The sequence below is a fragment of the Micromonospora sp. A202 genome, assembly GCF_006715105.1.
Classification (GTDB): domain Bacteria; phylum Actinomycetota; class Actinomycetes; order Mycobacteriales; family Micromonosporaceae; genus Micromonospora; species Micromonospora zamorensis.
Genome location: NZ_VFMP01000001.1, coordinates 1,312,201 through 1,323,622, shown reverse-complemented (window position 1 = coordinate 1,323,622; position 11,422 = coordinate 1,312,201). Strand labels below are relative to the sequence as shown.

Below are 11,422 nucleotides of genomic sequence, written 5' to 3'. Positions count from 1 at the left end.
GAGTCTCCGGGGGCCCGGGGCGCTGGGGGCGCGAGCGGCGAGAATGGCTCGAAAGGCTCTGGTCCGTGACCAGGATAGACAAATATCGACCCAGTGTCACCGTCGGTACAGCCATCGGCACCACGAGTGGCAACCCGAGAGGAGCGCACATGTGCCGGAGCATCAAGACCTTGCGTGAGCCGTTCACCCCGCAGGTGACCGACGCGGACGTCGAGGCGGCGGCGCTGCAGTACGTCCGGAAGATCTCTGGCTTCCGGGCGCCCGCCGCGCACAACGCCGCCGCGTTCGACGCCGCGGTGGCCACCGTGGCCGAGGCGACCCGCACCCTGCTCGACCAGTTGGTGGTGCGGGGTGCCGGCTCGGGCACCCCGGACCGGCAGGCCACCGCCTCCCACTGACCGCCAGCCCTGTCTGACGGACCGGCGCGGCACCCCCGGCCGACCGGGACCTGACCCTGGAGAGGGTCAGGCCGCGGCGAGCGCCGGGGCGACCGTGTCGGGCGCCCACCGTGAGCGGTGACACTGCGACCAGCCCCGGCAGCCCGGGTCGCCCAGCGTGCAGAGCCGCCACCTGCTGAGCACCTCACCGTCGTCGGTGTCCCGCACGTCGAAGTGCACCGGACGGACCGTGCCGTCCGGAGCCACGAGCAGGTGCCGGCCCGCGTCGAGCGTGTCGTCGCGCAACAGGCAGTTGCGGCCCAGCAGTCGTGCGAGCGCGGCGATGCTGGCGTGCTCGTGGAGCTGATCGGGCACCCCGTAGCAGTCCACCACCGTCGCGAACTCGCCCGGCGCCTGCCAGACGTCACACACCACCGCGTACGCCGGCAACCGGGCCGGGTCGGCCACCGCCAGCGGCATCACCACCCGGCCAAGCGCCTCGGCCAGCGCCGGGTAGACCTCCACGGGTTGAGCCCCGTCGATTCTCCAGTTCCACAGCTCGGTCATTCCGCCTCCTCGCTGCGTTCGTCCCCACCGGCCTCCGAATCGGGCCTTACACACGATGGTGGGGGGCATTTGACCCCAGCCGGGGGCAAGTTACCGGTCTGTGACCATTCCGGGCAAAATTTCCCTGAGCAGCATTGCTCGGAGTAGCGGGAAGGTGACAGTTTATCGGGTATGGTGCCCGATCCGCACCATCGCAGCCGCGTGTCCGACGACCACAACCGCAGGTCGAACGATGTGCCGGCCGGGTTGGGTCAGCGCAGGACGACGAGGTGCTCGCCCCGGGGCAGCAACTCGCCCACCACCGGTGCGCCGGGCACCTCTCCGGCCACCAGCAGGCCGCCGGAGGTCTGCGCGTCGGCCAGCAGCAGCCGTTCGTCCTCGCCCGCCGCCCCGAAGTCGGTCCACGGGGTCACCCACTCCAGGTTGCGCCGGCTGCCGCCGCTGACGTGGCCGTCGCGCAGCGCCTCCCGCGCCCCCGCCAGATAGGGCACCCGGGCCGTGTCGATGGCCACGGTGACCTGGCTGGCCCGGGCCAGTTTCGAGGCGTGCCCGAGCAACCCGAACCCGGTCACGTCGGTGCCACAGCGGATGCCGGCGGCGACCGCCGCGCGGGCGGCGTCCCGGTTGAGGGCGCTCATCGTGGCCACCGCCTCCGGAAAGCTCTCGCCGGTGGTCTTGTGCCGGGTGTTCAGCACACCGACCCCGAGGGGCTTCGTCAGGGACAACGGCGTCCCGGCCCGCCCGGCGTCCAGGGTGATGAGCTCTTCCGGCCGGACCGTGCCGGTGACCGCGAGGCCGTACTTCGGGCCGTCGTCGTCCACGCTGTGCCCACCCGCCAGGTGGCAGCCGGCCTCGCGCGCCACGTCCTGCCCCCCGCGCAGGACCTCGCCGGCCAACTCCATCGGCAGCACGTCGCGCGGCCAGCACAGCAGGTTGAGCGCGATAAGCGGGGTGCCGCCCATCGCGTACACGTCGGAGAGCGCGTTGGCCGCGGCGATCCGACCCCAGTCGTACGCGTCGTCGACCACCGGGGTGAAGAAGTCGGCGGTGCTGACCAGGCCGGTCCGCTCGTCAAGGCGCACCACCGCCGCGTCGTCGCCGTGATCCAGCCCGACCAGCAACTCGGCGGTGCCGGTTGCCGGGCCGAGACCGGCCACCATGATCTCAAGCTCGCCCGGCGGGATCTTGCAGGCGCAGCCGCCGCCGCGGGCGTAACGGGTCAGCCGTACCGGTTCGGTCATCCACCCATGATCGCGACAAGGCGCCACGATCGCCACCGTTGTGGCCCTTACGGTGACCAGAATCGGACGACCGAGGCCGATCATGGCCGGTGTTACCGCTCCGTGACCCGCTGAGTTGCATTCCGCCACATCAGGCCGCCTACAGTGGCCGCACCGGGGGTCAACCGACCCCGATCCGGGAGATGACAGGGGACGGTGGACGACGTGACGACGGGCGAACCGCTCATCGTGCTGGACGCGGTCAACAAGTGGTTCGGGCCGCTGCACGTGCTGGACGACGTCTCGCTGTCGGTGGGTCGGGGCGAGGTGGTCGTGGTGATCGGCCCGTCCGGCTCCGGCAAGTCGACGCTGTGCCGCGCCATCAACCGACTGGAGCCGATCAATTCCGGCACCATCACCTTCGACGGCCAGCCGCTTCCGGCCGAGGGCAAGCCCCTCGCGAAGCTGCGCAGCGAGGTGGGGATGGTCTTCCAGTCCTTCAACCTCTTCGCGCACAAGACCATCCTGGAGAACGTCACCCTCGGCCCGATCAAGGTCCGCAAGGAGAAGCCGACCGCCGCCCGCGAGCGCGGCCTGGCTCTGCTCGACCGGGTCGGCATCGCCAACCAGGCGGACAAGTTCCCCGCCCAGCTCTCCGGCGGTCAGCAGCAGCGGGCGGCCATCGCCCGGGCGCTGGCCATGCAGCCCAAGGCGATGCTCTTCGACGAGCCGACCAGCGCGCTGGACCCGGAGATGGTCGGCGAGGTGCTCGACGTGATGACCTCGCTGGCCAGCGACGGCATGACGATGGTCGTGGTCACGCACGAGATGGGCTTCGCCCGGCACGCGGCGAACCGGGTCATCTTCATGGCCGACGGCAAGCTCGTCGAGGACGCGTCCCCGGCCGAGTTCTTCGAGAACCCGCGCAGCGACCGGGCCAAGGACTTCCTCTCCAAGATCCTCACGCACTAGGCGTCCGTAGTGGAGCATGCCGAACCTTGGTGGGCTCCGTTGAAGAAGGAGAAGAGTATGCGTATGAAGCGCGTGGCGGCGGTCGCCATGATGGCCTCCCTCGCCCTGTCGGCCGCGGCCTGCGGCAAGGAGGGCGAGCCGACCCCCAGCGCGGGCGGAAGCGCCTCCGGTGGCGCCCAGTCCGACACCTGCCAGGCCTCCGGTGCGACCTTCACCCCGAAGACGGACGCCGCTGTCGCCGGCAGCCCGACCTTCGAGAAGATCAAGACGGCGGGCAAGGTCTCGGTCGGCGTCAAGTTCGACCAGCCGAACCTCGGCTACAAGGACGCCCAGGGCAAGCGGTGCGGCTTCGACATCGAGATCGCCCAGTACGTGGCGAGCACGCTGGGCATCGACCCGGCGAAGATCGAGTACAAGGAGATCGCGTCGGCCAACCGGGAGACCGCGATCAAGGGTGGTGAGGTCGACTACTACGTCGGCACCTACTCGATCACGGACAAGCGCAAGAACGACATCTCCTTCGCCGGTCCGTACTTCGTCGCCGGCCAGGACCTGCTGGTCCGCAAGGACGAGACGTCGATCACGGGCAAGGACAGCCTCAAGGGCAAGAAGGTCTGCTCGGCCACCGGCTCGACCCCAATCCAGAAGATCCGGGACGAGGGACTGACCGAGGCGAACAACATCGTCGAGTTCAAGACCTACTCGGAGTGCGTCTCGCAGCTGCTCGACAAGAAGGTCGACGCCGTCACCACCGACGACGCCATCCTCAAGGGCTACGCGGCGCAGAGCCCGACCGAGCTCAAGGTGGTCGGCCAGCCGTTCAGCACCGAGAAGTACGGCATCGGCCTGCCGAAGGACGACAAGGCGCTGCGCGATTACGTCAACAACCAGATCGAGGCGTCGTTCGGCAACGGCACCTGGCAGAAGATCTACGACGGAACGCTCGGCAAGTCCGGCTCGGCGGGCACCCCGCCGACCCTCGAGCGGTACTGACCGACCGGCTCGACACGAGTTACGGCGCCGGGCGGGGCTCGTCCCCGTCCGGCGCTCGTCCGAGGACTGAGAGCGAGGCATGGGCGAGTTCTTCCGCGTACTGACGGACAACGGGCAACTGTTCGTTGACGGGTTCACCAACACCGTCAAACTTTTCCTGATCGCCGCGGTCGGCAGCCTCGTCCTCGGCACGCTGCTCGGCGCGATGCGGGTCTCCCCCGTGCCGGCGCTGCGGGCGTTCGGCGCCACATACGTCAACCTGGTGCGCAACACCCCTCTGACGCTGGTCTTCGCGTTCCTCGTGTTCGCGGTGCCGAAGCTGGACGTCAACATCGACTACTTCGCCAGCGCCGCCATCGCGCTGACGGTCTACACCTCGGCGTTCGTGTGCGAGGTGATCCGCTCCGGCGTCAACACGGTCGCCGCCGGCCAGGCCGAGGCGGCCCGCGCGCTGGGCATGACCTTCGGTCAGGTACTCACGCTCATCGTGCTACCGCAGGCGCTGCGGGCGATGGTCCCGCCGATGATGAGCGTGTTCATCGCGATGCTGAAGAACACCACCATCGCCGCCGGTTTCTCGGTCCTGGAGGCCGGCGCGATCCCCGCGTACATGGCTGAGCGGGGCGAGCCACAGTTCGCCGTCCTGCTCTGGATCACCATCGGCTTCCTGATCCTGATCCTGCCGCTCGTGACCCTGCAGCGGTTCCTGGAGCGCAAGTGGAGGATCGCCCGGTGAGTGAGCTTGCGACCCCCGCAGTCGTGAACGAGAGGTGGCTGAGTTGAGCCAGGCGTCGATCCTCTATGACCTGCCCGGGCCCCGTGCCAAACGGCGTAACGCGATCCTGGGCGTGGCCTCCACCGCCGGCATCATCGCCCTGCTCGCCTACATCGGCTACAAGTTCGCCGACACCGGCCAGTTCGAGTCCCGTAAGTGGGAGCAACTGCAGTACGCGTCGGTGCAGCGCGAGCTGCTGGGCGGACTGTGGGCCACGCTCAAGGCTGCCGGCATCGCTGCGATCCTGGCACTGCTCTTCGGGGCGGTCTTCGCCAGCGCCCGACTGAGCGACAAGTGGGTTCTGCGCACCCCGGCCACCTTCGTGGTGGAGCTGTTCCGGGCGATTCCACTGCTGATTCTGATCTTCTTCGGGTACTACGTGCCGCTGCAGTACGGCTGGTCGATCGACAAGCTCTGGGCGTTGGTCATCGGGCTGGTGCTCTACAACGGCTCGGTGCTCGCGGAGATCTTCCGGGCCGGCATCAACGCGGTCCCGTACGGGCAGACCGAGGGGGCGTACGCGGTCGGTCTGCGCAAGAACCAGGTGCTACGGCTGATCCTGCTGCCGCAGGCGGTCCGGGCGATGCTCCCCGCGATCGTCAGCCAGCTCGTCGTGCTGCTCAAGGACACCGCGCTGGGCTTCATCATCACCTACCCCGAGCTGCTCTTCGTGGGTAAGCAGATTGGCGGCCGATTGCCGTTCGGCCTGCCGTACGTGCCGACCTACCTGGTCGTCGGAGCGATCTACATCGCCATCTGCGGTGCGCTGTCCGCCCTGGCCTGGTGGTTGCAGAAGCGGATGAGCCGGACTCCACGGACGGCGGCAAAGGTGCTACCCGCACAGGACGCGGGCGAAGACGCCGCCCGGATGGTGTGACCAGTTGGTCCTGTTTCCGGTCCGCTCAGGACCGGGCGTTGGTATCTGCCGAAGCGGCGCAGGGATGTGACCACAGGTCATTCCCTGCGCCGCTTCGGTACGAGCTGTGGATGTCAGTCGTCCTGGCCCTGCTCCACGCCGTAGCTGGAGATGCTCTTGGTTGCGCCCGAGCCGCACTGAACCTTGGACACGGAGGTCCCTCCGGCGTAGTTGCGTCACGCACTGGGACTTAGCGCCCCAGGTGTAGTTCCAGTCCCGTGATGCGGTGCAGGGAGCCGCCTGCGCAGGACTGCTTTCCACCACGACGATGCCCGAGCTGATCGCCGCCAGAACGAGACTTCACCCCGGGTCTCGCCCCGCCGCCCCTTGTCGAGACATCAACGGGCGATCTCGGTGACCCGGGACTCGCGGACCACGGTGACCCGGATCTGACCCGGGTAGGTCAGCTCCTCCTCGATCTGCTTGGCCACGTCCCGGGCCAGCACTGCCGCCCCGATGTCGTCTACGTCGTCCGGCTTGACCATCACCCGGATCTCCCGGCCGGCCTGCATGGCGAAGACCTTGTCGACGCCGAGCTTGCTGGCCGCGATCTCCTCGATCCGCTCCAGGCGCTTGACGTACGCCTCAAGACTCTCCCGACGCGCGCCCGGCCGACCGCCGGAACAGGCGTCGGAGGCCTGGGTGAGGACGGCCTCGATGGTCTGCGGGGGCACCTCGTTGTGGTGCGCCTCGATGGCGTGCACCACGTCCTCGTGCTCGCCGTACTTGCGGGCCAGGTCCGCGCCGATGATGGCGTGGCTGCCCTCCACCTCGTGCGTGAGCGCCTTGCCGATGTCGTGCAGGAACGCCGACCGTTTGATGATGGGCACGTCCAGCCGCAGCTCGGCGGCCATGATGCCGGCGATGTGCGCGGTCTCGACCAGGTGCTTGAGCACGTTCTGCCCGTACGAGGTGCGGTAGCGCAGGCGGCCGAGCAGGGTCACCAGCTCCGGGTGGATCTCGGTGATGCCGACCTCGACCAGGGCGTCCTCGGCGGCGCGGAGGCAGAGCTGCTCCACCTCCTGCCGGGCCAGGTCGTAGACCTCCTCGATCCGGTGCGGGTGGATCCGCCCGTCCAGCACCAGCTTCTCCAGCGTCAGCCGACCCACCTCCCGGCGGACCGGGTCGAAGCAGGAGAGCAGCACCGCCTCGGGGGTGTCGTCGATGATCAGGTTGACGCCGGTCACCGACTCGAAGGCGCGGATGTTGCGCCCCTCCCGGCCGATGATCCGCCCCTTCATCTCGTCACCGGGCAAGTGCAGGACGCTGACGACGCTCTCCGCGGTCTGCTCGCTGGCGACCCGCTGGATGGCGTCCACCACGATGTGTCGGGCCCGCTGCTCGGCGGTGTTGCGCGCGTCGGACTCGATGTCCCGCACGAGCAGCGCCGCCTCCCGCTTGGCAGACGTCTCGATCGCCTCGACCAGCTCCAGTCGCGCCGAGTCGGCGGTGAGCCCGGCGATCCGTTCCAGCTCCCGGCGGCGCAGCTCCTCCGACTCGGTCAGCTCGGCCTCCCGCTGGGCGAGCGCGGACTCCCGGGCCGCGAGGGCGGCCTTCGCCGCGGTGAGCTGCCGCTCCCGCTCGGCGAACCGCTCCACCTCCTCGGTGTGCATCCGCTCCCGCTCGTCCATCCGGGCGGCCCGGCGTTCCACCTCCGCGGCCTGCTCCCGGGTGGTGGCGGCGAGCACCGCGACCTCCCGCTCACCGCTGCGCCGGGCTGCCGTCCGCAACTGCTCGGCGTCCGCCTCGGCCTGCTTGTGGGCGCGCTCCAGAACGGTGTCCGCCTCGGCGCGGGCGTCGTCGAGGACCCGGCGTGCCTCGGCGCGGGCCGCCTTCGCCTCGGCCTTCGCCGCCGCCGCCTCGGTGCGGGCCGCCGCAGCGGCGGACTTCGCCACGTCGATCGTGCTGTTCACCTCGTCGGCCGCGGTCCGCAGGGCAGCGAGGGACTGCTCCTGACGGTCCTTCTCGGCGATGAAGGCGGGATCCTCCGGAGCCGGCGCGGCGCCCATCCGGCGCAGTGTCCGGATGCCCACCAGCACGGCCCCGATCACCACCACCGCGAGGACGAGGACGGCCGCGAGGAGCACGACGTCGAAGGCGTTCATGCCGGGACCCCGTCGGGTCTACCGGTGAACCTGTGCCGCCGCCCCGCCATGGCCGCCTCCCCTAAGGTCGAGACCGCAGCGACCGTGCCGGGGCACACTCCTGCGGCTGTGGACGCCCGACCGGAGCGGCTGGCCGTGGGTAGCTCTCTCCGCCGGCGGTGCCCGCGGGCAACGTCGGCGACCGGGTGCAGTTGTCGCGGCGTTCCGGAACGGCCTGTCCGGAGTTGCCGCCAAAGGCCGCGGAGTCGGCCAAAGTGATGCTGTCTTGTTACGCGATCTATGTTGTGCGCTTAGCCTGCAATGGTCGGGCAATGTGAGCCTGTATGGCGAGGCTAGGTCGCCGGGGGTGCTCTGGTCAAGGACTCATGATCAAACCCCCCGAACGGAGCGAAGTTGCGGTGTCACTCCGAGCTGATGCCGTGTCGGACACGACGGGACAAACACGGCGAGTCACTGGCGCTGATCCGGATGTCGTGCCTGATCAGCCACGGCATCACCCCGCGTCGAGCCGACTTTTGTGACACCAGCGACCCTGCTGACCCGAACGCCCGGGCTGGTGGGAATCTCAGCTCAGCGAGCGCCGGCGGCCAGCGCGGCGGCGACGAGCGCGGCGTTGCCGGGTGCCGGCGTGCCGTCGGGCAGCAGGAGCGTGTCCTCCAGCCCGATGCGGGTGTGCAGCCCACGGCTGACCGCCTCGGCGAGCACCGCCCAGGTGGCCGGGCCCTCGGCGTGCAGCAGCACCGGCGGAGCCACCGCGTCCTGCGGTGAGCGTGCCGCCGACGGCGATCCGGCGGGCGCCCCCGTCGACGACGGCAGCGCGGCGAGTATCCGCGCCGCGTCGGCCACCGCGACCGGCGCCTCCTCCGCCATGCACTCGACGAGGATCCGCCCGACCGGCACCCGCCAGGACCGGTACGCCTCGACGGCGTCGAGCGTCCAGAGCCCCACCTCGACGAGCACACCCCGCTCGTGCAGGGCGGCGGCGACGGCCTCGGCACCGGCCTCGTGCGCATTGACCGAGGCGAAGTCGGGCAGCACCGCCCAGGCTCGGACGGCGGCCACCCGGGCGGCCGGATCCGGCTCGATCCACGCTCCGGTGCTCACCCCCACCGGCAGCCCCGGCCGGGCGGCGCGGATCGCGGTGAGCGCGTCGGCGATGGCCTCCGGGCGCAGCGACTCGACACCGGACGCGTCGCGGGGATGGACGTGCACGGCCGCGACGCCGAGCGAGGCGCAACGGGCCGCGTCGGCGGCCAACTCCGCCGGGGTGACCGGCACCGCCGGGTGGGCGTCACTGTTGCGCCCACCGTTCAGACACGCCTTCAACATCGGACCACCCCGCAGCACCCAGCGCGACTCTCAGTCGACCGGACGGTTGTCGCGGTCCAGCTCACCCTCGGCATCGGCGAGCGCGTCGGCGTCGATCTGCTCGGCGAACTCGGCCGCCTCGGCGCTCTGCGCGGCCAGCGCGTCCTTCACTGCCCGGATCGCCACGCCAGGCGGGTAGCCCTTGCGGGCCAGCATGCCCACCAGCCGACGGAAGACCGCGTCGGGCTCACCTCGGGCGGTGCGCAGCTTGCGCTCCACGAGGGTGCGGGCGGTGTCGGCCTCGGTCTCCTCGTCCAGCTCACCGAGCGCCTCGGTGGCCACCTCGCCGTCCACACCCTTGCGGCGCAGCTCGTTGGCGAGCGCCCGGCGAGCCAGGCCTCGCCCGGTGTGCCGACTGGACACCCAGGCTCGGGCGAACGCGGCGTCGTCGATGATTCCGACCTCGTCATAGCGGTCGAGCACCTCGGCCGACACCTGCTCGGAGATGCCCCGCTTGGCCAACGCTCCGGCCAGCTCGGCCCGGGTGCGTGGCCGGACGGCGAGCTGGCGCAGACAGATCTCGCGGGCCATCTCCGACTCGTCGCGGGGTGGGGACGCCGGTTTGTCCGCCTGCGGCTCGGCCTGGCGGCCCCGTCGAGGACGGGGTGGGTCGCTGGCGTCGCCCGTACGAGGCGGACTGGCATCCCAGCCCCGCCCCGTACGGGCGCGTCGTCCTGCCATGGGTCAGCGACCGATCAGAAGTCGACCGGCGGCAGCTCCGGGCCACCGGCGGCGTCACCCGCGCCGACCCCGACGCCGAGCTTCTCCAGGATCTTCTTCTCGATCTCGGCGGCCACGTCCGGGTTTTCCTTCAGGAACTCCCGAGCCTTTTCCTTGCCCTGGCCGAGCTGGTCGCCGTCGTACGTGTACCACGCTCCGGACTTGCGGATGATCGCCTGCTCCACGCCGACGTCGATCAGCGAGCCCTCACGCGAGATGCCCTTGCCGTACATGATGTCGAACTCGGCCTGCTTGAACGGTGCGGCGACCTTGTTCTTCACGACCTTGACCCGGGTGCGGTTGCCGACCACGTCGGTGCCGTCCTTGAGGCTCTCGATGCGTCGCACGTCGAGCCGGACCGAGGCGTAGAACTTCAGCGCCCGACCACCGGTGGTGGTCTCCGGGCTGCCGAACATGACGCCGATCTTTTCCCGCAGCTGGTTGATGAAGATCGCCGTGGTGCCGGTGTTGCTGAGCACACCGGTGATCTTCCGGAGTGCCTGGCTCATCAGCCGGGCCTGGAGGCCCACGTGGCTGTCGCCCATCTCACCCTCGATCTCGGCGCGCGGCACCAGGGCCGCCACCGAGTCGATCACGATGATGTCGATCGCGCCGGAGCGGATCAGCATGTCCGCGATCTCCAGCGCCTGCTCACCGGTGTCCGGCTGGGAGACGAGCATCGCGTCGGTGTCGACCCCGAGGGCCTTCGCATACTCCGGGTCGAGCGCGTGCTCGGCGTCGATGAAAGCGGCGATGCCGCCGAGCCGCTGCGCGCTGGCCACCGAGTGCAGCGCCACCGTGGTCTTACCGCTGGACTCAGGACCATAGATCTCGACCACCCGGCCGCGCGGCAGGCCACCGATGCCGAGGGCCACGTCGAGCGCGATGGAGCCGGTCGGAATGATTGCGGTCTGGACGACCGGCCGGTCACCCAGCCGCATCACCGAGCCCTTGCCGAATTGCTTGTCAATCTGAGCGAGAGCAAGGTCGAGTGCCTTCTCCCGGTCAGGCCCTGCTGCCATGTTTGCCACCCCTGCCTTCGCCGGCGTCTTTGCTGAGCTTCGCGTCACGCGGACACGCTAGGCGCTAGGTCCGACAGAAAACCAGCCGACGGGCCGCGAGCTGTGGACGAGCACCCAGCTGTGGACAGTAGCCGAACAGGTGTACGACTCGGCAAGCGACACGCGGATGGACGAAAAGGCTGCTCAGCGTAGTCGGGCGGGCACTCGATCGGGATACGCGGCGCAGACCGCCCGCCACACCACGTGCGTCTGCTCCCCCGACGCCAGTGCCTGTTCGATGGTCCGTCCGCCGAGCTGGGACAACACCTGGTCGCGGGCGATGCTGGCCGCGTAGCCGGGCCCGAACGCCTCATCCAGCCGCGTCCAGAAATCGGTCAGCCGCACAGT

12 protein-coding genes are annotated in these 11,422 nt (G+C 69.9%); 5 read left to right on the top strand and 7 right to left on the bottom strand.

The features are described 5' to 3' along the window. Nucleotides 1-149: 149 nt before the first annotated feature. A complete protein-coding gene (locus FBZ33_RS06185; RefSeq protein WP_088946765.1) occupies nucleotides 150-398 on the top strand; it encodes a DUF2277 family protein in 249 nt (82 codons plus the stop codon). A 66-nt stretch (nucleotides 399-464) separates the two neighbouring features. Here FBZ33_RS06185 and FBZ33_RS06180 read toward each other — a convergent pair whose 3' ends face one another. After that, a complete protein-coding gene (locus FBZ33_RS06180; protein ID WP_141908309.1) occupies nucleotides 465-944 on the bottom strand; it encodes a hypothetical protein in 480 nt (159 codons plus the stop codon). 251 nt (nucleotides 945-1,195) lie between these two features. Beyond that, nucleotides 1,196-2,185, bottom strand: a complete 990-nt coding sequence (gene selD, locus FBZ33_RS06175; RefSeq protein WP_141908308.1) for a selenide, water dikinase SelD — start codon at nucleotides 2,183-2,185, stop codon at nucleotides 1,196-1,198. 195 nt (nucleotides 2,186-2,380) lie between these two features. Here selD and FBZ33_RS06170 point away from each other — a divergent pair, with 195 nt between their 5' ends. From FBZ33_RS06170 to FBZ33_RS06155, 4 genes are all read left to right on the top strand, one after another. Further along, complete coding sequence (locus tag FBZ33_RS06170) at nucleotides 2,381-3,136, top strand: amino acid ABC transporter ATP-binding protein (protein ID WP_099851354.1); 756 nt, start codon at nucleotides 2,381-2,383, stop codon at nucleotides 3,134-3,136. A 57-nt stretch (nucleotides 3,137-3,193) separates the two neighbouring features. Further along, nucleotides 3,194-4,129 (top strand): glutamate ABC transporter substrate-binding protein, encoded by a 936-nt coding sequence (locus FBZ33_RS06165; RefSeq protein WP_099851352.1) that lies wholly within the window; start codon nucleotides 3,194-3,196, stop codon nucleotides 4,127-4,129. A gap of 79 nt (nucleotides 4,130-4,208) precedes the next feature. After that, nucleotides 4,209-4,865 carry an amino acid ABC transporter permease gene (locus FBZ33_RS06160; protein ID WP_099851350.1) on the top strand — a complete coding sequence of 219 codons (657 nt, stop codon included), beginning with the start codon at nucleotides 4,209-4,211 and terminating at the stop codon, nucleotides 4,863-4,865. A gap of 43 nt (nucleotides 4,866-4,908) precedes the next feature. Beyond that, on the top strand, nucleotides 4,909-5,781 hold the full coding sequence (locus FBZ33_RS06155) for an amino acid ABC transporter permease (protein WP_141908307.1): 873 nt from the start codon (nucleotides 4,909-4,911) through the stop codon (nucleotides 5,779-5,781). A gap of 377 nt (nucleotides 5,782-6,158) precedes the next feature. On the opposite strand, the gene rny is transcribed toward FBZ33_RS06155, so the two are convergent. The 5 genes from rny to FBZ33_RS06130 form a co-directional block, all read right to left on the bottom strand. Beyond that, nucleotides 6,159-7,925, bottom strand: coding sequence for a ribonuclease Y (gene rny / locus FBZ33_RS06150; RefSeq protein ID WP_141908306.1), 1,767 nt, complete (start codon nucleotides 7,923-7,925; stop codon nucleotides 6,159-6,161). Nucleotides 7,926-8,495: 570 nt separating this feature from the next. Further along, nucleotides 8,496-9,254 (bottom strand): 3-keto-5-aminohexanoate cleavage protein, encoded by a 759-nt coding sequence (locus FBZ33_RS06145; RefSeq protein ID WP_141908305.1) that lies wholly within the window; start codon nucleotides 9,252-9,254, stop codon nucleotides 8,496-8,498. Nucleotides 9,255-9,284: 30 nt separating this feature from the next. After that, entirely contained in the window at nucleotides 9,285-9,974 is a 690-nt protein-coding gene (locus FBZ33_RS06140; protein ID WP_088946756.1) for a regulatory protein RecX, read from the bottom strand. A 14-nt stretch (nucleotides 9,975-9,988) separates the two neighbouring features. Beyond that, on the bottom strand, nucleotides 9,989-11,035 hold the full coding sequence (gene recA / locus FBZ33_RS06135) for a recombinase RecA (RefSeq protein WP_053656326.1): 1,047 nt from the start codon (nucleotides 11,033-11,035) through the stop codon (nucleotides 9,989-9,991). A gap of 183 nt (nucleotides 11,036-11,218) precedes the next feature. Further along, on the bottom strand, nucleotides 11,219-11,419 hold the full coding sequence (locus FBZ33_RS06130; RefSeq protein WP_030489422.1) for a DUF3046 domain-containing protein: 201 nt from the start codon (nucleotides 11,417-11,419) through the stop codon (nucleotides 11,219-11,221). Between the last annotated feature and the right edge of the window lie 3 nt (nucleotides 11,420-11,422).

Excerpts from the sequence above, each read along its gene's own strand:
- FBZ33_RS06185 (WP_088946765.1), top strand. The coding sequence starts at position 150 with ATGTGCCGGAGCATCAAGACCTTGCGTGAGCCGTTCACCCCGCAGGTG.
- FBZ33_RS06180 (WP_141908309.1), bottom strand. The coding sequence starts at position 944 with ATGACCGAGCTGTGGAACTGGAGAATCGACGGGGCTCAACCCGTGGAG.
- selD (WP_141908308.1), bottom strand. The coding sequence starts at position 2,185 with ATGACCGAACCGGTACGGCTGACCCGTTACGCCCGCGGCGGCGGCTGC.
- FBZ33_RS06165 (WP_099851352.1), top strand. The coding sequence starts at position 3,194 with ATGCGTATGAAGCGCGTGGCGGCGGTCGCCATGATGGCCTCCCTCGCC.
- FBZ33_RS06160 (WP_099851350.1), top strand. The coding sequence starts at position 4,209 with ATGGGCGAGTTCTTCCGCGTACTGACGGACAACGGGCAACTGTTCGTT.
- rny (WP_141908306.1), bottom strand. The coding sequence starts at position 7,925 with ATGAACGCCTTCGACGTCGTGCTCCTCGCGGCCGTCCTCGTCCTCGCG.
- FBZ33_RS06145 (WP_141908305.1), bottom strand. The coding sequence starts at position 9,254 with ATGTTGAAGGCGTGTCTGAACGGTGGGCGCAACAGTGACGCCCACCCG.
- FBZ33_RS06140 (WP_088946756.1), bottom strand. The coding sequence starts at position 9,974 with ATGGCAGGACGACGCGCCCGTACGGGGCGGGGCTGGGATGCCAGTCCG.
- recA (WP_053656326.1), bottom strand. The coding sequence starts at position 11,035 with ATGGCAGCAGGGCCTGACCGGGAGAAGGCACTCGACCTTGCTCTCGCT.